Source organism: Streptomyces sp. NPDC050145 (assembly GCF_044460245.1).
Classification (GTDB): Bacteria; Actinomycetota; Actinomycetes; order Streptomycetales; family Streptomycetaceae; genus Streptomyces.
On record NZ_JBITJS010000009.1, the window covers coordinates 349,754 to 373,298 of the forward strand.

The following is a 23,545-nucleotide window of genomic DNA, read 5'->3' on the forward strand; positions in this document are numbered from 1 at the left end:
CTAATGCATCAGCTCCAAGCTAATGCATTAGATCTACGGTACGTGATGTCTCATGTACGGGGGAGAGCAGTGAACTCGCCGACCGACCGCGCAGCCCGCCTTGAGACGCTCCTCCAGAGCGTCCTGGCAACCAGCACCCACGTCGAGATAGCGCCGTCGACCGTCCGCGTCACCGCTCCCGTTCCCGACGACCTCGACGAACACGCGCGACGCACCCTGCTGCGGCAACTTGACGCACACGCAGACCGGTTCGGCCACGAGACCACCCGGGACGGCGCCGTCCTGTGGGTGGAAATCGATACCGAGCACCGAGCCATCCCCATGCCACGCGGCCGGGCAGTCCACGACGACGCCGAGCCTCACGAAGACCACAAGGAGGAATGCACATGAGTAGCCGGACGACTCCCATCCAGTGGCCGCTCTTCGCCCCGCGCGTCCGGCCCGTACCCGCTCGCGCACCCCGGGCCCAGACCAGCGGCAGGCCCGGGCCCCTGCCCGGCAGCAGTGCCTGCATGACGCTGCCCTGCAGCTCAATCGACAGCCCGCGCCGCGCACGCGAGTTCACCGCCGACATGCTTCGCGCGCACTGCGTCCCTCGCAGCGTCATCGACGACCTCCGTCTCGTCACCAGCGAACTCGTCACGAACTGCGTGCAGCACGCCTGCGGGGATGTGGTGGTCCGCGTCTCGGTCTCTGAGGACGAGGCGGTCGTGTCCGCCACGGACCACGGAATCTCCTCCGCGTTCACCGTCGAAAGCGTCAGCCCCGACAGCGAACGCGGGCGCGGGCTGGCGTTGGTCGATGCCCTCACCGACCGCCTCGAGATCCGACTGGGCCGCGCGTCCACCGAAGTGCTGGCCGCCCGCAGGATCAGTGCTGACGGACCGGAGGTATCCGCATGACGGTCGCGAAACAGACTCGCACCAGCACCTACTGGGACGACGCCTACGCGGACGGCGCCGCGTTCCGCCGCGTCACCTCGTTCGAGGCGCAGATGTTCCGCGCCTATGTGGCACCGGAGCCCGGCATGCGGGCGGTCGACGTCGGCTGCGGTCAGGGGGACCTGGCTGCCCGCATGGCCGACTGGGGCCTGGACGTCACCGGCATGGATTTCTCGCCGTTCGTCATCGAACGCGCCCGCCGCCTGCACGGAGCGTCCGAGCATCTCACGTTCCGCGTGCACGACTTCAACGCAGACGCGATCCCGCAGACCCTCCTGAGCCCGGGCTCGGTCGACATCGTCGCCTGCCGGCTCTCTCTGCCGTTCCTCGACCGAGAGCGTTTCCTCATCGACGTGAAGCGCTGGCTCGCACCCCGGGGCGTCCTGCACATCACCACCGCCGTCCACGAACGAACTCCGCCCAAACACCGCCACCGCGGACTCACCCAGCGCGAGATCGAGGTGCTCAAACAGGGCTGGTCCTCCGCGACCCGCTACGACCTGGAAAACGACGGCCGCATCACCTGCCTCGTCCTGCGCGGCCCGAACCGCGATGCCCACTGACGTCCGGCGACACCTGACCAAAGGACGCGACCATGGCCAACGCGCCGCACGCTCCCTCACCCGACGACCTCGCCAGCGAGCTGCATGGCGCGCGCCGCACCGGCACCCCATGCCCGACCCTGTCCAGCCGGTTCACCGCCCTGGCCCTCGACGACGCGTACGCCATCCAGATGGCCACCGAGAGGCGCAAGCAAGCCGCCGGACTCCGCACCGTCGGCCACAAGGGCGGCCCGCAGCCACGACGTCTCTGGAGGACCCGCTTCTCCCATCGATAGGGTCACGTGATGATCCGTACCTTCGCATTCGACGTCGGCGAGACCCTCGTACGGGACGACCGCTACTGGGCGTCGTGGGCCGACTGGCTGAACGTCCCGCGCCACACCCTGTCCGCCCTCGTCGGCGCCGTCGTCGCCCGCGGCCAGGACAACGCGGAGGCGCTCCGATTGCTGCAGCCTGGCATCGACCTGCGCTCCGCCTACCAAGCTCGAGAGGAAGCCGGCCGTGGCGAGTACCTCGATGAGACCGACGTGTATGAGGACGTGCGACCGGCTCTGTCCGCGCTCCGCGATGCCGGGGCCCGGGTCATCATCGCGGGGAACCAGACGGTGAAGGCTGCAGGGCTGCTCCGTGGACTCGACCTGCCCGCCGACCTGATCGCGACATCCGGTGAATGGAATGCTGCCAAGCCGTCACCCGCGTTCTTCGAGCGGCTCGTCGCCGAGGCCGGCGTGCCCGCCGAGGAGATTCTGTACGTGGGCGACCACCCGCAGAACGACGTGTTCCCCGCACGGGCAGCCGGTCTGCGCACGGCTCACCTGCGGCGCGGCCCCTGGGGTTACCTGTGGGCCGACGACCCCACGGTCGTTGATGCAGCGGACCACCGGATCGATTCGCTGATGCAGCTCGTGCCTCTTGCTGCACATTGATTCGGCAGCGAACAGTCCCACCTACGGGTAACAGGTCGGGCTGTATTCGCCCCTCACCGTGATCGCCTGGGTACGGTTCGAAGTGGATGCCTTGAACTGGAGTCGGTATGACCGCATTTGACGCCGTCACGCTGGGGAAGCGGATTGCCGCCACCCGCAAATCGAAGAAGCTTCGGCAGAGCGACCTCGCCCGCGAATCGTTCGTGTCGCTGCCCATGGTCAAAGCGATCGAGCAAGGAAAGCGGTACCCGAGCGATACGACTCTCGAAGCGATCGCCGCCGCCCTTGGTGTAGACCCGACCCGCCTGCTCGACACGCACACTGGTACGGAGACCCGCGTGCATGCGGCCCTGCCTGCGATCTCTGCGAGCCTCGCCGCCTACGACGTGCCCCTCGCACCGCCGCGCCGGACCCTCGACGAGCTGCGCACCGTCGTCGGTGAGGCTGTGAACTGGCGTCTTGCTGCCCAGTACGGGCGCATCGCGCAGCACGCCCCGGCGCTGCTCGAGGACACCATCGCCGCCTTTCATTCTGCTCAGGACAAGCGGGAAGCGGCCCGACTCGTCGTTGCCGCGGCCCGGTCCGTGGATGCGGTTGCCTACAAGTTCGGCGCTCGAGATCTCTCCGCCCGTCTCGTCGAGTTGATGAGGTGGGCCGTCCCCCACGCTGAAGATCCACTTCTTTCTGCGTCGGTCGCGTACGTCCGCACGGAAGTGTTCTTTACCGCCCGCGCCCACAGGGCGGGCACTCACGCGCTTGAGGCTGCAGTGAACGCCGCCCCGGCAGCGCGCGACGAGGAGACTGCCGCGGCGCGCGGCGCACTTCACATGCGGGCTGCGGTCATCGCGGGGCGCGACGGCGACGCCGACGCCGCCCGCGGCCACCTTGCGCATGCTCGCCGACTGAGTGAGCAGGCGCGGGAGGGCACGTACCTGGGCACCGCGTTCGGCCCGGAGTCCGTGCGTATCCACGAACTGTCGGTCGCCGTAAGCCTGGGGCAGGACCACATCGAGGACGCGTTCGCCGTGGCCAGGTCCTGGACGCCGTCGACGTCGCTGCCCGCTGAGCGTCGTTCCGGGTTCTGGATCGAACTCGCGCGGGCACAGACCTGGGGCGGACGGTTCAGCGACGCGTTCGAGTCGCTGAAGGTGGCCCGGAGCATCGCACCGCAGCACACCCGCGAGCACCCGTGGACGAGAGAGACAACCGGGACTCTCGTCCGGCTGCGTCGCGCCGACGAGGAATCGCTGCACCACTTCGCGAGCTGGGCCGGGGCCGTCTGACGCAACCCCTCGACAGGGATACAGCGTGTATCCCTCACGGCTCCCTCGCCCCCGCATGCTCTGTGCATCACGTCATAGAGCAGGGGTGGAGAGATGAACGACACACGGGCGGAGACGGCAACCGTCTCTGTGGATGAGGTGAGCATCGCCCGCCTGCACGGTTTCGCGTGCTGGGACTGCGGCGCCGTCACCCGTCGCCTCGAGCCGTGCGAAACGGTGTCCGACACGAGCACCGAGCGGGTATGGACCGCGTCCCGGTGCAGCGAGTGCCGCAAGCGGGTGAGCGCATGAGGGCGCGACTGGACACAGCGGCACTCCCCGAGTTCGCCGGCCTGCCGGAACGGCTCGTGTTGGCGGGTGAGCCACGATCGGCGCGCACGGCACGCAAGTTCGCCCGTGAGTACCTGCTGCACCATGAGCCCGACGCCATCGACGCCTACGTCGTGACGATCGAACTTGTCACGAGCGAGCTCGTCACCAACGCAGTGCGGTACGGCACCGAGCCCGGTGACACCCTTGCCCTCACACTCGTCAGCCTCTACGGCCGCACGCGGATCGAGGTGCGCGATCCGGTCCGCCGGCGCCCGCATGCCAGGCCTGAGTCGGGCAATCGTGGCCGTGGCCGCGGGTTGCTCATCCTCGACAAGCTGTGTCACTGGGGAGTCGACGACGCTGCGTTCGGAAAGACGGTGTGGGCCGAGGTGAGCGCGCCGTGACGACTCAGCGGCACGCCCTCGTACCGTGCGCGGGCACGATCGCGTCGTTGTCCGTGCGGCCGTGGGTCGACCGCATCGGTGATCAGGGGTTCGCGCCGATGCTCATCACGCATCCGCCCGGCCGCTTCGACCGCGACACTGCGGCTGCGATCTCGTCCCGCATGCTCGGCGTCGCGCACGCCCTCGGTGCGGCCCCCGCCGACCGCACACTGCCTGACGCCGGCGAGCGGATTGCGGTGCGGGGCGGGCTCGTCATGGTCCGTCTCGACGGCACCCGGCACATGCTCACCACCCCGGACAGTGGGGACGGATCATCACCGAGATAGGGCAGGTACTGCTCGCGATCGGCCTCGACCCGCTGTCGACGGCGGCGACCGGCGCCGACGTGAACGAGTACGTCACCGCGTCGACCGGCGCGAACCGGCTGTACTTCGCGGCTGCGAGTGTCGCCGGGTCAGCCCATCACCTGCGCGTGCACAACATCGTGCCGCCCACCTAGACAGGGTCGCCCGGCGCCGGGCCCCTCCCCGTGGCCCCGGCCGGGCGACCCGTAACACCCACCCAGCTGCTCACGACCTGGCGATACCCAGGTCGGACGGCTGACGAGCGGCGACCGAAGCCGCACGCGGAAGGCGCGGACGTCTCTGCACACACCCACCAGCAGGCTGCCGCCGTGCCCAAGGGCTGTGGCCGACCCTCTCAGCCGTCACCAGGCAACACCGTGAGGGCTATCCCGACATTGTTCCGGAGGAAGAGAAGATGTTCTTTCCCCATCCTGTGATCGAACAGCTCGACGACGACCAGGTCGCCACCTGGAACACACACTTCGCCGGCACCGGACACGAACGCCCCCGGGCGATCGAGGAAGGCGTGTGGCGCCGGACCCACGACCCGGCCAATGCCCAGCAGTCCGGCTGGAGCGAGGACGAGCAGGGCCGCCGCCGCATCGTGCACTACCGCTACCGGTACGACCTCGACTACACGTTTCCCGTCCCGCGCCTCGTCCTCGCGGAGCTGTACCTGTACACGTCGGCACTCGCCCCGAAGGCCGAGATCGACGAGTACCGCAGCAACGTGCGCTGCTGGCTGACGGAGGGCGGCTGGCGGCAGACGGACGACACCACCTGGGCCAAGGGCGACCTGCGCGTCACCGTCACCTCGCACGACACGCATCCGCAGGACGAGCGCGCCTCACGTCAGACGCCGCCCGGGTTCTGCTCGCTCGACGTGGTCTTCGTCTCCGAGGACTTCGCGGTGACCCGCCCGGTGCGGCAGATGCCGTGGAACGTCCTGGCGGGCGGTATCCGGATCAGGGACCAGCGCGGCAACCCGACCTACGCCGACGACCTGCGCGAGCTGTCCCGGCACCTGCCGTTCCAGGTAGAGATCGGCTGCGGAACGAGCGTCGAGGCCGGCGTCCCGCCGCTGCATTTCCTGCACCAGGCATACCGGGTCACCGAGCGCACCGACAACGTCATGAAGCAGACCCACCCGTTCGTCCTGTCCCCGAGCAAGGACACCCTGGTCCAGGAGATGCTGCTCGACGCCACCGGGAAGGCAGACGAGCTGGTCACCATGTTCCGCGACTCCTTCCTCGCCAAGCCGACAGATGCGCACCGTGCCCTCAAGGCCCTGCACGACGCCGGCCACTTCGTCGGCCCCGTCCTCCAGCACAACTTCGACCTCCTCGCCGCGCGGGCCGGACTCGACGAGCACTTCGTACGCCGCTACGACCAGAAGATCCCGCCCGTGCCGTTCCACCCCGAGGCGAAAGCCCTCCTGGTCGTCGGCCTCCACGCCGACCGACGCGAGGTCGAGAAGAGGGCCCGCGATCGCGGCATGAAGGTCTTCTTCATCGACACCGAGGGCCTGGAGGAATTCGGCGAGTACATGCCCTACCCGCTGGAGGGCCCGCAGGACGGCGACGTGATCGTCAAGGCCCAGGCAGCCCCCACCCTCGTCGCGCTGTGCCACCACCTCCGCGTGAGCGTTCCCGTCGCCGCACCGACCGTCTGACCGGCACGCATCCCGGGGCCGCGCACCGACCATGCGCGGCCCCACCCCAGGAAAGGACTCCCGAACATGGATCAGTACACGCACCACCGCGAGCGGCTGCTGACCTCATCCAGGCCCATGCCGGACTTCGAGGTCGTGGGAACGCAAGGCCCCTGGCTGCACCGCGCCGGCGGAACCAGGATCTTCGACGGCTCGAGCGGACTGCTGTGCACCAACGTGGGCCAGAGCAGCCCCAAGGTCTATGACCGGCTCAAGAAGCAGTTCTTCCGCTACTCCTTCGGCGGCGCCGCCGTCGTCCAGCCCCACATCCAGACGGAGCTGATGGACCGTCTGTGCCGGGCCGTGGGGCGCCCCGACGACTTCGTCGCGCTGACCACCTGCGGGACGCTCGGCGTCGAGATCGCCATCGGCCTGGCCCGGAACATCACCCGGGTACGCGACGGGAAACAGCGCGGGGACATCCTCACCTCGACCCTGAGCTACCACGGCATGTCGGCACTCACCCTCGCCCTCGCGGGCAACCACGCCCGCCGACCGCGCCACGAGAACGCGCTCGACCTCGGACCCGCCTACCCGGCGCCCTACGCGCCGACGCACGCCCACGAAGGCCGCGGCTGCGACGCCTCGTGCGCCGACGAGATCGCCAAGGAGATCGACCGACGCGGAGCCGAGAACACTGCCGCTGTGCTGATCGAGCCCGTCAACGGCACCACCGGCGGCGCCTTCGTACCACCCGACGGCTACCTGCAGCGCGTGTCGAAGATCTGCCGGGAGCGCAACGTCCTGGTCATCCACGACGAGGTACTGACCGGCCTGTGGCGTACCGGGAAGCCGCTCGCCAGCCACCACTGGGACGGCTGCAAACCCGACATGGTGATCCTTTCCAAGGGACTGGGCGCTGGGTACACGGCCGTCGGCGCCGTGCTGGTCTCTCCCGAGACCGCCCCGTGGATCTGCCACGAGGACGCCGACCCGCTGCCGGCGATGGGCACCATGGCCACCCACCCCCTCATGGCGGCCGCCTGCCTCGGCGTCCTCGACGAACTGGAGGCACTCGACCACGCCGCCCTCAGGGCCCGCGGGGAACGCCTCGGACAGGCCATGAAGTCCCTCAACGGCGTCGGACCGGTACAGGCCGTGCGCGGACTCGGCTTCCTCTACGGGCTGGAGGTCACCCCGGGCAAACTCTGGCCCGTCATGGAGGCCGCCGAGCAGCGCGGGGTGTTCTTCTACCCGTTCACCGGCGCCGGAGAGCCCAGGAGTGAAGGCCTTGTCGTCGCGCCACCGCTGATCTCGACGGACGAGGACATCAACTTCCTGATCACGGCCCTGACCGACGCGCTGGAAGCCGTCTGAACCGCCTGCCCGACCCGCTCGAGCGCGAACACACCAACGAACCTGCGAGCAGCCCGGCTTGGATCATGCTCGCCAACCGACAGCGTCTCGGGGGCACTCCGCGCTCGGCGTGCCCCCGACCAGACAAGGACGACCTGCCATGCGCGTTTCCGTGATCGGCTGCGGCCACCTGGGTATCCCGCACGCCGCAGCGATGGCCGAACTCGGCCACGAGGTCATCGGCGTCGACCTCGACCAGACCAAGGTCGATCGACTCAACGCCGGCGAAAGCCCCATCTACGAGACCGGCCTGCCACAACTCCTCACCCGCCACACCACCAGCGGCCGCCTGCGCTTCACCACCGACATGCGCGAAGCCGCCGCCTTCGCCGAACTGCACTTCATCGGCGTCGGAACACCCATCGACGCCGACGGACGCTCCTACGACACCGCACAGATCTTCGGCGCCATCCGCCAACTCGCCCCCCACCTCGACCGGGCCTGCACCATCGTGGGGAAATCCACCGTCACCGTCGGCACCACCCGCCAGGTCACCGCACTCGCCCAACGCCTGGCCCCCGCAGGCAACCAGGTCGACGTCGTCTGGAACCCGGAATTCCTGCGCGAAGGCCACGCCGTCGAGGACACCCTCCGCCCCGACCGCCTCATCGCCGGCGTCACCACAGCCGAAGGAGAAAAGGCGATCCGCGCCGTGTACGCCCAGATCATCGACACCGGTGTACCGATCTTCATCACCGACCCGCCCACCGCCGAGCTGGCCAAGGGCGCCGCCAACACCTTCCTCGGCCTCAAGATCAGCTACATCAACGCCGTCGCCGACATGTGCGCGGCCGCCGGCGGCGACGTCACCCAGATCGTCGACATCCTCGGCATCGACCCCCGCATCGGCGCCGCCGGCATGCGCCCCGGCATCGGCTACGGCGGAGGCTGCCTCCCCAAGGATATCCGCGCCTTCACCGCGAGCGCCCACCAGCTCGGAGCCCATCAGGCCGCCCACCTCCTGCACGCCGCCGAGAAGATCAACGAGAACCGCATCGACGTCGCCCTGAGCCTCATCACCCACGCCCTCCAAAACCCGGTCGAGGGCGCCCGGATCACCGTGTGGGGCGCAGCGTTCAAGCCCGGCACCAACGACGTACGAGAATCCCCGGCCCTCGCCCTGGCCCAGGTCCTGCAGCAAGCCGGAGCCATCGTCACCGTCCACGACCCGCAGGCCGTACCGACCGCCATGGCCCGCAACCCCGAACTCGACTACACCGACGACCTCGCCGCCTCCCTCGACGGCACCGAACTCGTCGCCCTGGCCACCGAATGGCCCGAATACAGCCACGCCGACGCCCACGCCCTGGCCGGACGGCCAGCCAACCCCCTCCTCGTCGACTGCCGCACCACCCTCGACCCCGAACGCTGGCGCTCAGCAGGCTGGACCATCCACCAGCTCGGCCGCCCATAGGAGAGACCCGTGAACACCGACGAAATTCTCCTCCGCCGCGCCCACGCCGCCGACGCCCACGCCGCAGCCGACGTCTGGCTGCGCTCCTACGCAGCCGCCCTGCCCACCGTGCGCTGCGCCCATGACGAGTCCGACGTGCGGGACTGGTTCGCCCGCGTCCTCGTGCCGCAGTACGAGACCTGGGTCGCCGTCACGGGCAACCGAACGGTGGGCGTGCTGGTGATCAACAACAGCGAGCTGAAACAGCTCTACCTCGACCCCGACTGGCGCGGGCAGGGCCTCGGCAACCGCTTAATGGCCCTCGCGAAACAGCAGAGCCCGGACGGCCTGTCCCTGTGGACCTTCCAGGTCAATGGCCCGGCCAGGCGCTTCTACCAGCGGCACGGCTTCGTCGAAGTCGAACGCACCGACGGCCAGTGCAACGACGAACGCGAGCCAGACGTCCGTTACGTCTGGCAACCACCGCCCAAACCCCCAGCCGGCTGACGGCGAAGGCGCCAACCCCCACTCCAACATGATCACCGCCGGCGTCAGCAGCCCAGGACTACCGTTACGCGCATGACCATTCTGATCGTGGGCGGATCCGGCTTCCTGGGCTCCGAGCTGGTCCGGCAGGCACATGCAGCAGGACACACGACGGCCGCGACGTACAGGACCAAGCCCAGTGAAGCCGCCCCGACCACGTGGCACCCCCTCGACCTGCGGGACAGCCAAAGCCTGGACACGGTCATGGCCGAGGTTCGTCCGAGCGTCCTCATCAACGCCTCGAGCGGCCGCGCCGACTGGGCCGTCACCGCCCAAGGACCCCTGCAGCTCGCGATGGTCGCCGCGAAGCACGGAACACGCATGATCCACGTGTCCAGCGACGCCGTATTCTCCGGAACCGACCGGACGCACTACGACGAGTCCTGCCTCCCGGACCCCATCACCCCGTACGGCGCAGCCAAGGCAGCGGCCGAGACCGGGGTCCTCGCGGTTCACCCGAAGGCGGTCGTCGCGCGTACATCGCTGATCCTCGGCTACGGCCGCTCCGTACACGAGCGCCTGGTGCACGGCCTCGCTGACGGCACCGTCGAGGGCACCCTCTTCACCGATGACATCCGCTGCCCCGTCCACGTTTCCGACTTGGCCTCCGCACTGCTGGAACTGGCGTCCAGCGCAGCCACCGGCATGCGTCACCTCGCAGGCCCGGACGCCCTCAACCGCCATGAACTCGGATGCCTCATCGCCCGCCGCGACGGGCTTGCCCCCTCCAGCCTGCCCACAGGCCCACGCGCAGCAAGCGGCATGGGAGCAGGCATCGACGTTCGCCTCGACAGCCGCATCACCCAACAACACCTCCGCACCACGCTACGCGGCGCACGAGACTTCCTGACGTCCCGTTGAAGGCCACCTCCACACTGGCCCGGCACCACGCCAATGCTCCACCCAGACCGGCGAATTGGTGAGGCGCCCCAACTGGACGAGCGCTACCTGTCCGATTACCGCCACCTTGCGGACACTGCGCACCGTGAGCCCAAGAAGCGAGGCACATGCACCCGCCTGCCCCGATCCCCACCCGCCTCTGGGAATGGCTGCTCTTTCCACCTGCCTGGCCGCCCTCACCGCCACGGACGTGTCCTGGGCACGGGGCGACTTCCGCGTGTGGCGCCTCTCCACTGCCACCGCGGACACCGCCGCATTCATCAAGATCAACCCACCCCGTGGAGGCCACCATGTCCGGCACCAGCGCCAGCGTCACACCTGTCACGCCCCGGGCTCGGCTCGTCCCGGATGGCGTCCAGGACACGGCCTGGGATCTCGCCGATCACCCGGGCACTCAGTCCGTCACCGTCTTCGTCTACGCGAGCACCGTGACGGTGACGACTGGGGAAGGTGCCCTCGGCGTCCGTCCCCGCCGGGGCGGCGATCACGTGGGGCGTCGATGACCAGGGTGACAGCGAGCTCCTCGGCCCGATCACCGTCGCCGACACGCCCCCGCGTCGTGGCACATCCTGTGGACTACCACCTAGCAGGTCCGGCGGGACATGCACCGAGGTAGCCCTCACCCCAACGGGTCAGGTGAGCCGTCGTCCCATCTTCGCTGACTGCCGATTGTGTCCCTTCGTGTCCCACCACTCCTCCAGGTGGACACGGACGAGGTGCACGAGCTGCTGCAGCCGGTCTGGGGGAGGCGCAGGCGAGGTGAGAACGTCTGCCCAGGACTTGTCGTTCCAGGGCAGCGTGACCACCCAGCGTTCACCTGGTGTGCCGGGGCGGCCTACGGTCAGCCAGTACGTCAACGTCGCGCTTCGGTCAGGCTGCTGCTCGACCGACATGTCGTTGACGTCGAAGCGCAGTCCGTCGGCGGTTGAGTACGAGCCGCTGAGGGCTTGCTCTGCTGGTGTCTGGTTTTCCACTGTGGCCTACCGTTCTTCTCGCCTCTGCCTACGCCTCAATTCAGTGTCTAGCAGGCGGCAGTGCCTGCGATGGCAGGCTGATCGACCTTGTAGGCCGTCAGGAGGTCGTTATTGCCGGCCGGTGTGCCGATGATGGTGCGGAACTTCTCCACGCGCGGGCACTGGTTGAGGTAGGTGGAGTATCCGCCGCGGCCATTGTCGTCCCCCGACCAGATGGCAGCATTAATCTTCTTGTCCATTGTGCTGCTCCAGCCGTGGCGGGCCTTGATGTGCTTCCAGCCCCACGTAGGAGTGCCGCAGCGCAGCGTGATGGCCCGAGGGCCTCGGTAGTACTTCTTCAGCACGTAGGTGCGGCTGTGGCTCCGGCACTTCGCGTCAAATCCGCTGGCCGTGACTTCGGCGGTGCCCTGCGACGGCGCGGGCGCGGCGGATGCTAAGCCAGCTGACGGAGCAAGCAGAACCGACAGGGCAGCGGTAGTTGAAAATGCTGCCTTTACGGCAGTCTGGAAAGTCATGTGTTCCCCTCTGTTCTCCCCGTGGTCAGCGGGGAGTTGGTTTCGCGCGTCAATTCGGTGACGCCAACTCACCTTTTCACTATTGTCAGTTCGCAGTCAATTGATTCCAGGGTCCGCGCGTGGCGCTCCGTCTGCTCGCTCCGTGACCGAAGAAATTGGCCGGGGTGTATCGCTCGCGGGCAGGGCACGTTTCGCCCGCGCCTTGGGCGCAGCGGGGCCGCCTACGGGTTCGAGCCGAACGAGTTCTTCATCGGCGACACAACACTCCTCGAGGCCAAGGTTCGCGCACTCAAGTGCTTCGCCTCCCAGACGCAGCTGGACATGGACGTATTCCGCCGACTCACCGAGGTCGCCCACCGCCAGCACCTGCATCACAACGTCGTCGCAGGACTCCCTACGGGTGCGAACTGTGCGGAGATGTTCAGCATTGGTCGCCTGGTTCACGTGACTGGCACGGAATCAGCAACATCTGCCTGAAGCCCCGACAAGGGCGTCACCGGTGCGTCCCCGTGGTCGCCTTGATGGGACCAGCATCCATGCGGATGTACGAAACGGCCGCGAATTGACCCTCGGCGGTCTCAACTGGACGCCTGCACGATCACACCGATAACTCGGGTGCGGCAGCCCGTGGGAGTCCCCTACACCGGGGGACGTGACCACGATCTCCACCCCGGCGGGTGGGCCGCCGGTGATGCGGCTCAAGACCGACCCGCACCATGCCCGCACCAGTCAGGTCAGCACCTGGACCATCGCCCGTCGACTGCCCGCAGCCCTGCGGTCGGCCGCCCGCCTCGGCTGGGCCGCCGACCGGCGGGCCATGTGCCTGATGCTCACCGCGCAGATCGCCATGGCCGTCCTCGCCGCCGTAGCCCTCGCCGAGACAACGTCCGTGATGCGCCAGGGCCTCGACGTTCTCACCGCCTACACCGGCCACCACCCCACCGGCCCGCTCCTCGCGGACATGACCTGGCCCGTCGCAATCGTCCTCACGGCGCTGATCGGCCGCTCCCTCACGGACGCCGCCGCGCAGGCGGCCGCCGCCCGCCTCGGCCCCAAGGCCGCCCGGCAGGCCGACCTCCAGGTCCTGCACGCCGCCGCCGGCGTCGAACTCGCCGCCTACGAGCACCCCGGCTTCGAGGACAGCCTCGAGGCCGCCGGCCGCGGCGCCGACTCAGCCCGCGAACTCCTCGCCGACACCCAGGCGATGATCTCCGCCCTCGCCCAACTCGCCGCCGCCGCGACCGTCCTTCTCGCCCTGCACCCGGCCCTGCTCGGCTGCCTCGTCCTCGCCGCCCTCCCACGCGGTCTCGCCGCGGTGAAGGCCGCCCGAATCGAGCACGCGGCCGCACACGACACCCTCGCCGACACCCGCCTGCGCTCCGTCCTGCGCAACTACGCCACCGACCGCAACACCGCCACCGAGCTCCGCGCCTGCAACATGGGCGCCTTCCTCACCGGCCGCTACCAGCAGGTCTCCGACCGCCTCGAACACGAAGCCCTGACCGCCGCACTGCGCGGACTGCGCACACGACTGACCGGCGACGCCGTCTCCGGCCTCGCAATGCTCGCCGCCTGGGCCGTCCTCGCCCTCCTCGTCACCAACGCCCGCATCGACGCAGCGGCCGCTGGTACGGCAGTCATCGCCATGCGTACCGCCGCCGGGATGCTCACCGGCATGATGCGCGCCGGCGCCCGCCTCTTCCGCACCAGCCTCTTCCTCGACGACTGGACCGCCTTCCTGCACACCGCCCACGACCTGCGCACCCACCGCGGCACCACCCAGGCGCCCGCCGACGGTCCGACCGTCATCAGCGCCCGCGACGTCACCTTCACCTACCCCGGCACCGAACAGCCCGCCCTGCGCGGCGTCGACCTCGACTTGAAGAAGGGCGAAGTCGTCGCCCTGGTCGGCGAGAACGGCTCCGGCAAAACCACCCTCGCCCATCTCCTCACCGGCCTCTACCTCCCCGACACCGGCACCGTGGCCTGGGACCAGACCGACCTCGCCACCGCCGACCCCCACACCGTGTGGCAGTCCCTGGCCCTGGTCCCACAGGACTACACCCGCTGGCCCCTGACCTGCCGCGAGAACATCACCCTCGGCACCTCCGCCCCCGACGGCGACACAGCAGTCCACCGAGCCGCCCGCGAAGCAGGCGCGGCCGCCGTCGTCGAGAAGCTGCCCCAGGGCCTCGACACGTCCCTCGCCCGCTCCTGGTGGGGCGGCCACGACCTCTCCGGCGGACAGTGGCAACGCATCGCCATCGCCCGCGCCTTCCACCGCAACGCACCGGTCCTGATCCTCGACGAACCGACTGCCGCCCTCGACGCCCGGGCCGAGCATCAGGTGTTCTCGCGCCTGCGGCAGCTGTCCGCCGGCCGCACCGCCCTGTTCATCACCCACCGCCTGGCCAATGCCAGGGTCGCCGACTGCGTCATCGTCCTGGACCAGGGCCAGGTTGTGGGGAACGGGACCTACGACGAACTCCTGCGAGACGGCGGCCTGTTCGCAGAGCTCCACGCGATGCAGGACGGCACCGGCGAACCTGTAACCGTGCCATCGACACGATGACTGCGCACTGCGCCCGGGCGGTGTGACGCCGGTACGCGGAGTCTGACATCAGTGGCACATCCCAAGCGGGCGACCATGGCGCGCTGAATGTCAGTGGTGCCTGCGAGCATGCACGTACTGCGATCACGACCAGCACCTGACCGCGAGCAAGTGCGCTGCAGACCGTTCGCAATGCAACGTGATTGCCAGAGAACCGAGGCGCTGACCAAATGGTCACGGCACGGAACTTGTGAGGGGGACCAATGGCAGGCAAGGGCGGTCCGTGGCCGTACGGGTCGACGGCTCCGTTGCGCGAGGACGTCCTGCGCGTCCTGGGGGTGCTCAAGGTGGCAACTGCGGACCAGATTCAGGAGCTGACCCGGCCGCACCTGACCTTCCGGCATCCGGCCCCGCGCAATCGGGGCCACCGTACGGCCGCGCACCGCAATGCAGCTCTTGACCTTGCGCACCATGGGCTGGTCCTGTCGGAGGGGCGCAGCAGGGACAGGACCAAGTTGTACGGCCTGACTGCGGGCGGGCTGGAAGCGGCGTCCCGGGTGCTGGGCCGGCCGATGACTGAGATGGGGTCGATCGCTCACGGGGCGGCCGTTCACGGGGCCGCACACATGCTCGACGTCAATGAGTCGGTCCTCGTTCTGCTGAGGCCCGCACCGTCGAAGGATGCCTACGACCGGCTCGAGCCCGCGGACCAGGCCGTGGTCGACACCCGGCCCCGGGGCATCGGCGCGCTGGACACTCTGACCACGGAGGTCGACCTACCTGTCACAGGGACAGACGCGAGGCCCGGCATCGGCTCCGTCCAAGCCGACCTGGTCATCACGGTTCCCGAGCACCGGATACCGCTGATGTTCGTCTGCGTCGACCGCTCCACCATGGTTCCGGAACGCGTTGTCCTCAAACTCCGCCGCTACCAGCAGTACTTCGAACGCAAGGACCGGCAGGGCGAGCAGCGCTGGCGCAACCGCTGGTGCGTGTACGAAGACCAGCTGCCGAACGTCGCGCTGGTCCTCACTGGCCGAAGCGACGCAGCGCTCTCGAACCGGGCCCGAACCATTCTGAGCCTGGCCGACGGCCTGGACACGCTGTTCCCCGTCATCTGCACCACGCTGCCGCGCCTGCAGGAACACGGGCCGTGGGGCGAAACGTGGTGGAGCACGACCAGCAGAGACCAGCCTCAGCCGTTGGACCGAGTACTTGGCCTGACCACCGGAACAGAGCTCTAGACAAGCTTCCCGCCAGAGGACGGACACCGGCCCGCGGGATGAGCCCTGCTCTGGCCGCTGCCTGATGTTGGCACAATGATCGTGTAGATCGGCAGTCACTGGGATTGGGCGGGGTGGTGAGGTGACGGGGAAGTCCACGCTGTGGCCTCATGCGTCGACGGGGGCGTTGCGTGAGGATGTCCTGCGTGTGCTTGGGGTTCTCAAGGTGGCCACGCCGGGTCAGATCCAGGAACTGACCCGCCCTCACCTCACGCTGCGGCATCCCCATCCGCATCAGGGCCGCCGGACGAAGGCGCACCGCAATGCTGCCCTGGATCTTGCTTCTCGGGGGTTGACGGTCTCGGAGGGGCACAGCCGCGACGGGCACAAGCTCTGGGGGCTGACGCCGGCCGGGCTGGAGGCGGCTGCCCAGGTCCTGGACCGCCCGCTGGCGGAGATGGGGTCCATCGCTCGCGGAGCGGCAACGCACGGCGCACAGCACGCGATGGCCGTGAATGCCACGGTGCACGGCCTGCTCCAGCCACGGCCCGAAGGACGCGACCTGGAGCAGCTCGGCACTGTCGAGCAGACCTGCGTCGAGGTGGGCCCTGAAGGGCTGGGGTCACTCATGGACATGTCCACCGAGGTGACCCTGCCGGTCACCGGGACCTGGGCCACACCCGGGCGCGGGGCCGTCCAGGCGGACCTCCTGGTCGCCGCCCCCGAAGCCGCCGCGCCGCTGCTGTTTGTGGAGGTGGACAGGGCAACCATGATTCCCGAGCGGGTGGCCCAGAAGGTCGCCGGCTACCAGCGTTTCTTCGAACGCCGCGACCGGCAGGGAGAACTGTGGTGGAAAGCGCGCTGGGAAACCCCCGAGCCCGTGCAGCCGGTGGTCGCGTTCGTCCTCACGGGACGCAGCGAGGAGAACCTGATCAAGCGAGCCGCGGCGATCCTCACCCTCGCCGACCAGTACCGAACCCCGTTCCCGGTGATCGGAACCACGTTGATGCGGCTCACGGAGCGTGGGCCGCACGGCGAGACGTGGTGGAACGCGCGTCGTGGGGGCAGCCCGGCGCCGCTGGCAAACGTGCTCAGCACCGCCTGACGGGAGCCGATGCCGAGTCCGGTCGGGGGACGAGGATACGGTCGGTCCTGGCAGATTGCGCGCCTGCTGCGGCGGTGCGGATGCCGGCCCAGCCGCCTTGTGGCGTTCGATTGCCTGTCATGGCTGCGGTCCTCGCCCCGGGCCCCGGGCGCGGCACAGTGCACCGGGGCCCGGGGCGAGCCGGCGTCAGCCCTCCTTTGCATCCAGCCCGATGCTGCGCCGGTCCTTGCCCGCAGTTGTGGGCTCGGGGGAGGGGCAACGGCGGACAGCCGCGACGCCCTGAATGCAGGCGATGACCGGCCCGCAGCTGCCGGGGCGGCTGCGGAGCGCGGTGGCGAGCCGAGCGTGACCGGTCATCGTTGCGGTGTCCGGCCCGCACGGGACCAACGACCCGTAACCGGATACCGCGTTCGTGGGGCGGCACGCCCGAGGGCGTGCCGCCGGGTTCTACCTTCTGCGCTCGGCGGCCTGCTGGAGGATCCGCCGGCGGGTCCACCGCCGGCGCCCGCCCTTGTCGGTGAGTGCGTCGACGGTCTCGAGCAGGGGGAGGTTGCCCTGGGCGAGACTGCTGGAGAACGAGTTCAGGCTCTTGAAGCTGAGCAGGGCTGCGGCTTGTGAGGCGCCCAGGAGCTCGTCCGGGTCCCCGTCGGCGGGGACCTCGGGCAGTGCGGGCGCCGCACGCTTCACGCCCGGCTGCTTGCCGCGTCCGGGGCGTGTGGCCATCCAGTCGAGCAGGGTCTGCACGCGCCACTGGTGCCGGCGGTACGGGTTCTCCGGGGTCCCCATCTCCTCGGTGACGTCCGGGGAAGGGAAGTACCCGGGGTGGTCGTGGAGGTAGGTGGTGACCTGGGTGGGGCTCTTGTATCCGAGGAACCTCGAGGCCTCGGCCGCCGTGAGCAGCTCGTCGGGATCCCGCTTCGGCGGCGTGTGCCCGCGAAGGCGCGCCTTGGGGCGCTGGGCGAACCAGGCGGTGACCTCCGCATGGTTCCACAGCCGGGCGCGACCTCGGGTGGCGACGCTTTCGGGGAAGCCGTTGTCGGCGCGGTCCTTGTACAGGCCGCTGATGCGTGCGGGGGTGAGGCCCTGTTCGGCCGCGATCTCGGCAGCGTCGGCCAGGCGAGGCTCACGTTGCGAGGTCATGGCGGCAGCCCGTCCCGTCGGTCGGCTGCAGGCCGGCCGGTCCGGCCCGCAACTCACATAATGGCATGACTCGTGGAGGGTGGTCCAGCGAGCCCGGGAACTGGCGGCTGCGCCTGGTGCGCGCCGGCGTCAGACCTCTGGGACGAGGCTCACGCCGCGGCGTGCGGCGTCCTCGGCGAGCTGCAGGTAGGCCATGCCGGCGGGAGTCCGCTCCCACGCGGCAAGGGCGAGCAGCATGACGAGCTCGTCCCGGTCCTCCACCCCGTCCCGGGGCACCCCGGCCGCGGCGGCCGCGGCCGTCAGTTCCGCGTCAGGCAGTGCGGCGCACTGCTCAGCCATGGCGCGACAGGAATCCGCGAGTTCCTGGCTGTAGAGCTCGCTCGCCTCGCGCATCAGCAGCAGGAGGTCGGCGTCATGTATGCGGGGTGCTTCGGCCGCCAGGTCGAGCAGCCTGTGGGTCGTCGTCATCACGAGAAGTATGCCTCCGTAGCGAATAGTAGAAGTGTCAAGCTGTAGTGCTGTGCGGCGCCGCATGAGAGCAGCACCGCTTCCTGGCCGTGGCCGGTGGGCGCCCCACTCGTCGTCCGGAGCAGCCGAGCGTCGGTACTGCGGGCGCTGAGGGGGCGGAGTGAGGGATACTCGGCGCATGGCTCCGAACGCCTCTCCTCAGCCTCTTTCGCCTTCCGAGGTGCTGCGGACGCGCTACCGCAAGCGTCTGCCCGGACATCTCGGGGAGCTGGACGGACCGACGCAGGGAACGGTCGACCTCCCGCTTCACGTGGTCTGGTCCGGCCGTACCTCCTTTGTGCTGGACCGCCCGAAGTCCCGGATGACCCTGTACCGGACCGTGCTCACCGAGGGCCAGCGCGATGACCTGATCGCCTACCTTGACGCCTCTCTGCTGATTGACCAGTGGCCCGTCCTGCGCCGTCTGGTCAGCCCGCACCTGCGGGACGTCTGGGAAGACGCGTTCCCGGAGCTCGCCCGGCAGGGCGCGGCGGCCGCATGAGGCTGGACGGACTGCACCGCCGGCTCCTGGCCGATGTCCTGACGATCGGCTCCCCGTACCCGCTCGTGATCACCGGCGGATACGCGGTCCAGGCCCACGGCCTCGTCGAGCGGCTCAGCCAGGACCTGGACGTCGCGACCGAGAACCCAGCCCCCATGTCCGAGATCATCGCAACCGTCAGCGCGGGGCTGACCAGCCGCGGCTGGCAGGTCCACCAGCTGGAGTCCGACCCGCTGTCCGGGCGGCTGGTCGTCACCGACCCCGCCACCGGTGAGGAATGCGAGGTCGACGTACTCAAGGAAGCGTTCTGGGCGCCACCTGAGACCACCGAGCACGGTCCGGTCCTTGCCCTGGACGATGATCGGCACCAAGGTGCGCGCGCTCGCCGACCGCGGCTACGTACGCGACCTCATCGACGTCCATGCTGCTGCCGGCCACCGGACGAACACCGAACTCGAGCACCTCGGCCGCCGGCACGCCCGCGACGAGTTCAGCCTGCCCAACCTGCGCGACCGCCTCAACGGCGCCGAATGGTTCGAGGACGAGGACTTCACCGCCTACGGCCTCGACGGCGAACAGCTGGCCACCCTGCGGCACTGGGCACTGTCTTGGGCCATGGACATCGAAGCGCGCCTGCACTCCGAGCGGGAACCTGACGGCGAGCAGCCGGAAGACGCCTGACCCCGGCGAACCAACCCCGGCCGAGCACTCGCACGCCCTTCCCGGGCTGTGGCGGCCCCTGTCGGCCGGTGCCGCGAGCTGCGCGCAGCGCGTGGCGCCGGCCGGTGGACCGGCGCCACACGAGCCGGGCATCAGGCACGGTGGGCGGGCGGGGCCGGAGGTCAGCCGGTGGCCGGAGCCGTGTAGGCGTGGAAGACGTCGTGGCCCAGTGCACGGAGCTTGTCGGCGGCGTGGTCCACGTCGTTCGGTCCGGTGCCGGTGGAGCGGGTGTAGGCGCCGATGGCGTCGTTCCAGGCGAATCCGGCGGCGGTGAGGAGTGCGTCGGTTTCGGGTGTGCGGTCGATGGTGGCTCGGGGTGCTGCGACCAGGCCGTACGTGTGGTCAGGGGTGACCAGGAACATGGGTGCCTCCTGTGCGTGTCGGGTGGATTGGGCGCGCTGGGTGGGGACTTGGCAGACGCCAGGGGAGCGGGCCAAGCCAGGCGCCGGCCGGGGCGCGGAGCCGTCCGCGGGGCGGTGCGCCGGAGCGGAAGGTCGGGGGGCTCGGTGTCAGGGCGTGTTGTGGATGAGCTCGGCGACCTTCCGGGCCGACAGGACCGGGGAGGTCCTGAGCAGTGAGTCGCACCCGGCCTGCCAGATCTGCGCGGCCGTGGTGGACCGGACCTGGAAGTTCGTGGCCGGGCTGATTCGCCACGTGCGCCCGCACGGGTCGGTGACGGTGTAGGTAAGGAACTGCGGCGTGTCCTGGCGGCCGTTGCTGCGCCAGCCGAGGCGCGCGCCGGTGAGCGCGGCCTCAAGTTCGCGGCAGCGAGCAGGCGTGACGTGGGTGAAGCTGGCCATGAGAGGACTCCTTCGCGGAAGTTGGAGGCGCGCCCGGTGGATGCCGCTGCGACGGCCGCCGGTGGACCCTGCGTCCGGGCTCACTTTCTATAATGGTGTGATCTGGCGTGGTGTGAACCCACCCTGTGACCTGCGAAGACTGCACCGAAGCGCGCACCTGGCGCCCGCGCGGAGGGGGCGAGGCGTGTAAATTCGCGTCACGGCGCGTCGATGACCGTCACCTCGTCGCGATGCGGGAACTGGACGCGGCCGTCGCTCATGCGCAGCGTGAGGTGACCCCCGGTGTGGACTTCGCGGACGATCCCGCGGGCTCCCCGGCGGTGGGTGACACCCAGAGCGTGGACGTCGGCGGCGAGCTCGACGCGGTCACCGACCGTGATCTGTACGGACATTGCGGATACCTCGGATCGGGGATGTGTGACAGGTGTGCGGCAGGGCGCCCAGTGCCTCTGGTGAGAGGCCCAGGGCCGCGGGGCGAGCGGCAGCCGCGGGCCTGGCGCGCCTGGGTGTCGTGCGCGCGCCCGGGCCCCCGTCGGCCGGGCCGGTGAGGCGGCGGCGGCCCGGTCGGCAGGGGTGGACGCTCGGGCGGGGTGTCCGGCGCCTTCAGTGGCGCAGTGCGGCCCGCCCGGCGCCCAGTGCGTGCGGTTCCTCGTGGTCCCGGTAGTCGGAGATCTTGATGTAGCCACCGGGCATGGTGTCCAGGCGCAGCAGCGGACTCCAGTTGCGGACGACTTCGTCGGGGAGCTCGTCCAGGGTCTCCGCCTCGACCTGTGCGGCCCACCCGGTCAGCGCGCAGCCGAGCTCCTTGCGCCAGGCCAGGAGGATCGGGAACAGCTGGGCGCAGTCGTCGACCAGTGCCGCCGCCCGGGAGTCGTAGGGGCCGGGGGCCTCGGCGTACCGGGGGACCTCGGGGTCGGTGAGCTCGCCCAGCGTCATCAGCCAGCGCAGTTTCATGGCCTCATGCCTCCAAGAGGGGGCGGGCGCCGCACACTGCGGCGCCCGCAGGGGGTTGGGCGGGACTACTGCTGGCCGTCCTGGCGGGGGAAGCGTTTCAGGGCGGCGGAGCCGTCCCAGCCGTCGGCGGGAAGGGCCTGCCGCTGACCGGGGATGGCGGGGATGGCGCGCTCGTTGTCGTCGTGGTTCCACTCGTGCTGCATGGTCAAGTTCCCTTTGTTCGGGGGGATTTGGTGGGTGTCGGAGTGGCGGGGCGCCGACCCCTTCCGACGTGAACAACATTACAGCGCCATAAAACAGTGGTCAAGGTGCCTCAGTGCGGCGTGTCAGGACCTGTGCGCACCCGCACGACCGGGGCGAGCGCTAACCCTCTCCGGCCGGCCTGCGCGTCAGGTCAGGGCGTGGGCGCGTCGAGTGGTCAACTCGCCTGGCTGGACTGGTGCTTGCGCGCCTCGGCGAGCACGCGCTGGGCGGTGCCGTAGGCGATTCCGTACCGGTCGGCGACCTCCTGGGGACTCACTGGCCCGCGGGTGCCGCGCTCGGCCGCCTGGAGCTCGCCGGCGACCTCGACCGCGCGTGGGTGTGGCCCTTGGCGTCCGGCGCGCCCCCGGTTCGTCGGGTCGCCCGCGGGGCGCCCGGCGCCGGTGGCTTCGGGGCTCTCACGGCGGTCCCCGGCTTCGAGGCGCGCCGTGACCGCGGACCGTGGCCACCGCTTGCCGTGCCGCTCGATGCCCGCGGGGAGGTAGCCCGTCGTGACGTAACTGCGCACCGTCGAGCCGGTGATGCCGAGCGCGTCGGCGACCTCCTTCTGCGACAGGAGGTCGCCGGGCTGCTCGACGGTGAGGTCCGGCCCGGGCGGGACGCTGCGCCCGCTGGTGTAGGCGTCGGCCTGCTCGGCGTCGTACAGCCTGATGCGGCCCTCGGCGGCGCTGACCATGGTGACGCGCTGCTCCAGCTCGTCCCGGTGCTTGCGACGGAACTCGTGCAGGGGCAAGCCGAGCGCGCCGGCTACGTCGCTCTCGGTGCGGACGTCGCGTCCCTGGGGGATCATCGTCGGTCACTACTCCTGATCTGCGTCAGCGCCGTCCGGCCCTGCGCGGACCGGGTATGGATAGACTCTGCCTCATCATCTCTGCTCCTTTCGTGGGCGCCATGTTCGCCCGGCGGTTGAGTGGATTTGGTGGGTGGGCCGACGGACGCCGTCACCTTGCTCCGGCAGGTGAACCGTCGGCCCTTTTTGCGTTGCGGGATGTGCGGGAGCGCACGGGAGCCGGGCATGCGCGGGTGTGGCCGGGGCGGACCCGGCCACACGGGCGGCACTTCAGGCGCCGGGCCCACAGGCGTGGAGCTCGCCGCCGTGCGCCGTGACAAGCGCGCGAACGGCCTGGACCGGCACGTCGAGGAAGAGCGCGGCGCCGTCGAACGCGTCGCACTCCAGCGGCCGGTCCCACGCTCCGTCCTCGCTCTCCGGGACGCTGACTCCCTCGGAGAGGAACACCTCCATCAGATCGCCCTCGTCAGGCATCCGGACCGTGACCTCGCCGCCGTCGGCGAGAGCGATCGGCGTGAAGGACCTGATGCCGGACACGGCGACGGCGTCGAGCTTCGGGCTGGTCGTCATGGTCTGCTCCTCGTGAGTCTCGGGCTGGTCGTCATGGTCTGCTCCTCGTGAGTCTCGGGCGCTGCATCGGTGTGTGGGGCTGCGGCTCCGGCTCCTCCGCCGGCGGTGGGGCGGGGACCCGGACTGGGTCCCGGGGGGGGGGCGCCCCGGGGGCCCCCCCCCCGGCGGGGGGGGGGCGGGGAGGACCCCGTATCGGGGGGCGGGCGGGCGGTTGGGGGGGACGGCTCCGCCGCGGTGGGCGGGGCCGCACCCCC

28 protein-coding genes and 1 pseudogene are annotated in these 23,545 nt (G+C 69.8%); 18 read left to right on the top strand and 11 right to left on the bottom strand.

Features of this window, described 5'->3' with window-relative positions; translation table 11 throughout:
* Positions 1 to 69: 69 nt before the first annotated feature.
* The 13 genes from ACIBTU_RS20490 to ACIBTU_RS20550 all read left to right on the top strand — a co-directional run bounded on the left by ACIBTU_RS20490 (position 70) and on the right by ACIBTU_RS20550 (position 10,640).
* Entirely contained in the window at positions 70 to 390 is a 321-nt protein-coding gene (locus ACIBTU_RS20490) for a hypothetical protein (RefSeq protein ID WP_399127690.1), read from the top strand.
* Positions 391 to 512: 122 nt separating this feature from the next.
* Positions 513 to 902 carry an ATP-binding protein gene (locus ACIBTU_RS20495; protein ID WP_399127691.1) on the top strand — a complete coding sequence of 130 codons (390 nt, stop codon included), beginning with the start codon at positions 513 to 515 and terminating at the stop codon, positions 900 to 902.
* Entirely contained in the window at positions 899 to 1,504 is a 606-nt protein-coding gene (locus ACIBTU_RS20500; RefSeq protein ID WP_399127692.1) for a class I SAM-dependent methyltransferase, read from the top strand. Before ACIBTU_RS20495 ends, ACIBTU_RS20500 begins: the two co-directional genes overlap by 4 nt.
* A 32-nt stretch (positions 1,505 to 1,536) precedes the next feature.
* Positions 1,537 to 1,779, top strand: a complete 243-nt coding sequence (locus ACIBTU_RS20505; protein WP_399127693.1) for a hypothetical protein — start codon at positions 1,537 to 1,539, stop codon at positions 1,777 to 1,779.
* Between the two features lie 9 nt (positions 1,780 to 1,788).
* On the top strand, positions 1,789 to 2,430 hold the full coding sequence (locus tag ACIBTU_RS20510) for an HAD family hydrolase (protein WP_399127694.1): 642 nt from the start codon (positions 1,789 to 1,791) through the stop codon (positions 2,428 to 2,430).
* 107 nt (positions 2,431 to 2,537) lie between these two features.
* On the top strand, positions 2,538 to 3,713 hold the full coding sequence (locus ACIBTU_RS20515; RefSeq protein ID WP_399127695.1) for a helix-turn-helix domain-containing protein: 1,176 nt from the start codon (positions 2,538 to 2,540) through the stop codon (positions 3,711 to 3,713).
* Positions 3,714 to 4,000: 287 nt separating this feature from the next.
* Positions 4,001 to 4,429 (top strand): ATP-binding protein, encoded by a 429-nt coding sequence (locus ACIBTU_RS20520; RefSeq protein ID WP_399127696.1) that lies wholly within the window; start codon positions 4,001 to 4,003, stop codon positions 4,427 to 4,429.
* Positions 4,426 to 4,755 carry a hypothetical protein gene (locus tag ACIBTU_RS20525; RefSeq protein WP_399127697.1) on the top strand — a complete coding sequence of 110 codons (330 nt, stop codon included), beginning with the start codon at positions 4,426 to 4,428 and terminating at the stop codon, positions 4,753 to 4,755. Before ACIBTU_RS20520 ends, ACIBTU_RS20525 begins: the two co-directional genes overlap by 4 nt.
* A gap of 433 nt (positions 4,756 to 5,188) precedes the next feature.
* On the top strand, positions 5,189 to 6,445 hold the full coding sequence (locus tag ACIBTU_RS20530) for a hypothetical protein (protein ID WP_399127698.1): 1,257 nt from the start codon (positions 5,189 to 5,191) through the stop codon (positions 6,443 to 6,445).
* Positions 6,446 to 6,511: 66 nt separating this feature from the next.
* On the top strand, positions 6,512 to 7,801 hold the full coding sequence (locus tag ACIBTU_RS20535) for an aminotransferase class III-fold pyridoxal phosphate-dependent enzyme (protein WP_399127699.1): 1,290 nt from the start codon (positions 6,512 to 6,514) through the stop codon (positions 7,799 to 7,801).
* A gap of 139 nt (positions 7,802 to 7,940) precedes the next feature.
* The gene (locus ACIBTU_RS20540) at positions 7,941 to 9,254 is read left to right on the top strand and encodes a UDP-glucose dehydrogenase family protein (RefSeq protein WP_399127700.1); all 1,314 of its coding nucleotides are present in this window, start codon (positions 7,941 to 7,943) and stop codon (positions 9,252 to 9,254) included.
* A 9-nt stretch (positions 9,255 to 9,263) separates the two neighbouring features.
* Entirely contained in the window at positions 9,264 to 9,740 is a 477-nt protein-coding gene (locus ACIBTU_RS20545) for a GNAT family N-acetyltransferase (RefSeq protein WP_399127701.1), read from the top strand.
* A gap of 72 nt (positions 9,741 to 9,812) precedes the next feature.
* Positions 9,813 to 10,640: an SDR family oxidoreductase gene (locus tag ACIBTU_RS20550; RefSeq protein ID WP_399127702.1), complete on the top strand. Its 828-nt coding sequence runs from the start codon at positions 9,813 to 9,815 to the stop codon at positions 10,638 to 10,640.
* A gap of 671 nt (positions 10,641 to 11,311) precedes the next feature.
* Here the strand turns inward: ACIBTU_RS20550 and ACIBTU_RS20555 are convergent.
* Both ACIBTU_RS20555 and ACIBTU_RS20560 read right to left on the bottom strand, forming a co-directional pair.
* Entirely contained in the window at positions 11,312 to 11,653 is a 342-nt protein-coding gene (locus tag ACIBTU_RS20555) for a hypothetical protein (protein WP_399127703.1), read from the bottom strand.
* A gap of 47 nt (positions 11,654 to 11,700) precedes the next feature.
* Positions 11,701 to 12,168: a hypothetical protein gene (locus tag ACIBTU_RS20560; RefSeq protein WP_399127704.1), complete on the bottom strand. Its 468-nt coding sequence runs from the start codon at positions 12,166 to 12,168 to the stop codon at positions 11,701 to 11,703.
* A 652-nt stretch (positions 12,169 to 12,820) separates the two neighbouring features.
* On the opposite strand from ACIBTU_RS20560, the gene ACIBTU_RS20565 reads away from it, so the two are divergent.
* The 3 genes from ACIBTU_RS20565 to ACIBTU_RS20575 all read left to right on the top strand — a co-directional run bounded on the left by ACIBTU_RS20565 (position 12,821) and on the right by ACIBTU_RS20575 (position 17,047).
* Positions 12,821 to 14,740 (top strand): ABC transporter ATP-binding protein, encoded by a 1,920-nt coding sequence (locus ACIBTU_RS20565; RefSeq protein WP_399127705.1) that lies wholly within the window; start codon positions 12,821 to 12,823, stop codon positions 14,738 to 14,740.
* Between the two features lie 242 nt (positions 14,741 to 14,982).
* A complete protein-coding gene (locus ACIBTU_RS20570; RefSeq protein WP_399127706.1) occupies positions 14,983 to 15,963 on the top strand; it encodes a replication-relaxation family protein in 981 nt (326 codons plus the stop codon).
* A gap of 121 nt (positions 15,964 to 16,084) precedes the next feature.
* Positions 16,085 to 17,047 carry a replication-relaxation family protein gene (locus ACIBTU_RS20575; RefSeq protein WP_399127707.1) on the top strand — a complete coding sequence of 321 codons (963 nt, stop codon included), beginning with the start codon at positions 16,085 to 16,087 and terminating at the stop codon, positions 17,045 to 17,047.
* A 447-nt stretch (positions 17,048 to 17,494) separates the two neighbouring features.
* Here ACIBTU_RS20575 and ACIBTU_RS20580 read toward each other — a convergent pair whose 3' ends face one another.
* Together ACIBTU_RS20580 and ACIBTU_RS20585 are read right to left on the bottom strand one after the other, a co-directional pair.
* Positions 17,495 to 18,187, bottom strand: coding sequence for a helix-turn-helix transcriptional regulator (locus tag ACIBTU_RS20580; protein ID WP_399127708.1), 693 nt, complete (start codon positions 18,185 to 18,187; stop codon positions 17,495 to 17,497).
* Positions 18,188 to 18,316: 129 nt separating this feature from the next.
* Entirely contained in the window at positions 18,317 to 18,655 is a 339-nt protein-coding gene (locus ACIBTU_RS20585; RefSeq protein ID WP_399127709.1) for a hypothetical protein, read from the bottom strand.
* A 178-nt stretch (positions 18,656 to 18,833) separates the two neighbouring features.
* Here ACIBTU_RS20585 and ACIBTU_RS20590 point away from each other — a divergent pair, with 178 nt between their 5' ends.
* The gene (locus ACIBTU_RS20590) at positions 18,834 to 19,196 is read left to right on the top strand and encodes a hypothetical protein (protein ID WP_399127710.1); all 363 of its coding nucleotides are present in this window, start codon (positions 18,834 to 18,836) and stop codon (positions 19,194 to 19,196) included.
* Positions 19,193 to 19,877: pseudogene (locus ACIBTU_RS20595) on the top strand (nucleotidyl transferase AbiEii/AbiGii toxin family protein). Before ACIBTU_RS20590 ends, ACIBTU_RS20595 begins: the two are co-directional and overlap by 4 nt.
* Before the next feature lie 161 nt (positions 19,878 to 20,038).
* Here the strand turns inward: ACIBTU_RS20595 and ACIBTU_RS20600 are convergent.
* From ACIBTU_RS20600 to ACIBTU_RS20630, 7 genes are all read right to left on the bottom strand, one after another.
* Positions 20,039 to 20,278 carry a hypothetical protein gene (locus tag ACIBTU_RS20600; RefSeq protein WP_399127711.1) on the bottom strand — a complete coding sequence of 80 codons (240 nt, stop codon included), beginning with the start codon at positions 20,276 to 20,278 and terminating at the stop codon, positions 20,039 to 20,041.
* Between the two features lie 147 nt (positions 20,279 to 20,425).
* Entirely contained in the window at positions 20,426 to 20,716 is a 291-nt protein-coding gene (locus tag ACIBTU_RS20605) for a hypothetical protein (protein WP_399127712.1), read from the bottom strand.
* Between the two features lie 197 nt (positions 20,717 to 20,913).
* A complete protein-coding gene (locus ACIBTU_RS20610; protein ID WP_399127713.1) occupies positions 20,914 to 21,108 on the bottom strand; it encodes a hypothetical protein in 195 nt (64 codons plus the stop codon).
* A 211-nt stretch (positions 21,109 to 21,319) separates the two neighbouring features.
* A complete protein-coding gene (locus tag ACIBTU_RS20615) occupies positions 21,320 to 21,670 on the bottom strand; it encodes a hypothetical protein (protein WP_399127714.1) in 351 nt (116 codons plus the stop codon).
* A gap of 65 nt (positions 21,671 to 21,735) precedes the next feature.
* Entirely contained in the window at positions 21,736 to 21,873 is a 138-nt protein-coding gene (locus ACIBTU_RS20620; RefSeq protein ID WP_399127715.1) for a hypothetical protein, read from the bottom strand.
* A gap of 215 nt (positions 21,874 to 22,088) precedes the next feature.
* On the bottom strand, positions 22,089 to 22,721 hold the full coding sequence (locus ACIBTU_RS20625) for a helix-turn-helix transcriptional regulator (RefSeq protein WP_399127716.1): 633 nt from the start codon (positions 22,719 to 22,721) through the stop codon (positions 22,089 to 22,091).
* 270 nt (positions 22,722 to 22,991) lie between these two features.
* Positions 22,992 to 23,291: a hypothetical protein gene (locus tag ACIBTU_RS20630; protein WP_399127717.1), complete on the bottom strand. Its 300-nt coding sequence runs from the start codon at positions 23,289 to 23,291 to the stop codon at positions 22,992 to 22,994.
* Between the last annotated feature and the right edge of the window lie 254 nt (positions 23,292 to 23,545).

Bases quoted from the DNA above. Each gene is read 5' to 3' on its own strand.
- ACIBTU_RS20615 (WP_399127714.1), bottom strand. From the start codon at position 21,670: ATGAAACTGCGCTGGCTGATGACGCTGGGCGAGCTCACCGACCCCGAG.
- ACIBTU_RS20620 (WP_399127715.1), bottom strand. From the start codon at position 21,873: ATGCAGCACGAGTGGAACCACGACGACAACGAGCGCGCCATCCCCGCC.
- ACIBTU_RS20570 (WP_399127706.1), top strand. From the start codon at position 14,983: ATGGCAGGCAAGGGCGGTCCGTGGCCGTACGGGTCGACGGCTCCGTTG.
- ACIBTU_RS20585 (WP_399127709.1), bottom strand. From the start codon at position 18,655: ATGACGACGACCCACAGGCTGCTCGACCTGGCGGCCGAAGCACCCCGC.
- ACIBTU_RS20560 (WP_399127704.1), bottom strand. From the start codon at position 12,168: ATGACTTTCCAGACTGCCGTAAAGGCAGCATTTTCAACTACCGCTGCC.
- ACIBTU_RS20535 (WP_399127699.1), top strand. From the start codon at position 6,512: ATGGATCAGTACACGCACCACCGCGAGCGGCTGCTGACCTCATCCAGG.
- ACIBTU_RS20580 (WP_399127708.1), bottom strand. From the start codon at position 18,187: ATGACCTCGCAACGTGAGCCTCGCCTGGCCGACGCTGCCGAGATCGCG.
- ACIBTU_RS20550 (WP_399127702.1), top strand. From the start codon at position 9,813: ATGACCATTCTGATCGTGGGCGGATCCGGCTTCCTGGGCTCCGAGCTG.
- ACIBTU_RS20505 (WP_399127693.1), top strand. From the start codon at position 1,537: ATGGCCAACGCGCCGCACGCTCCCTCACCCGACGACCTCGCCAGCGAG.
- ACIBTU_RS20520 (WP_399127696.1), top strand. From the start codon at position 4,001: ATGAGGGCGCGACTGGACACAGCGGCACTCCCCGAGTTCGCCGGCCTG.
- ACIBTU_RS20495 (WP_399127691.1), top strand. From the start codon at position 513: ATGACGCTGCCCTGCAGCTCAATCGACAGCCCGCGCCGCGCACGCGAG.
- ACIBTU_RS20540 (WP_399127700.1), top strand. From the start codon at position 7,941: ATGCGCGTTTCCGTGATCGGCTGCGGCCACCTGGGTATCCCGCACGCC.
- ACIBTU_RS20515 (WP_399127695.1), top strand. From the start codon at position 2,538: ATGACCGCATTTGACGCCGTCACGCTGGGGAAGCGGATTGCCGCCACC.
- ACIBTU_RS20625 (WP_399127716.1), bottom strand. From the start codon at position 22,721: ATGATCCCCCAGGGACGCGACGTCCGCACCGAGAGCGACGTAGCCGGC.
- ACIBTU_RS20500 (WP_399127692.1), top strand. From the start codon at position 899: ATGACGGTCGCGAAACAGACTCGCACCAGCACCTACTGGGACGACGCC.
- ACIBTU_RS20605 (WP_399127712.1), bottom strand. From the start codon at position 20,716: ATGGCCAGCTTCACCCACGTCACGCCTGCTCGCTGCCGCGAACTTGAG.
- ACIBTU_RS20530 (WP_399127698.1), top strand. From the start codon at position 5,189: ATGTTCTTTCCCCATCCTGTGATCGAACAGCTCGACGACGACCAGGTC.
- ACIBTU_RS20630 (WP_399127717.1), bottom strand. From the start codon at position 23,291: ATGACGACCAGCCCGAAGCTCGACGCCGTCGCCGTGTCCGGCATCAGG.
- ACIBTU_RS20510 (WP_399127694.1), top strand. From the start codon at position 1,789: ATGATCCGTACCTTCGCATTCGACGTCGGCGAGACCCTCGTACGGGAC.
- ACIBTU_RS20610 (WP_399127713.1), bottom strand. From the start codon at position 21,108: ATGTCCGTACAGATCACGGTCGGTGACCGCGTCGAGCTCGCCGCCGAC.
- ACIBTU_RS20590 (WP_399127710.1), top strand. From the start codon at position 18,834: ATGGCTCCGAACGCCTCTCCTCAGCCTCTTTCGCCTTCCGAGGTGCTG.
- ACIBTU_RS20600 (WP_399127711.1), bottom strand. From the start codon at position 20,278: ATGTTCCTGGTCACCCCTGACCACACGTACGGCCTGGTCGCAGCACCC.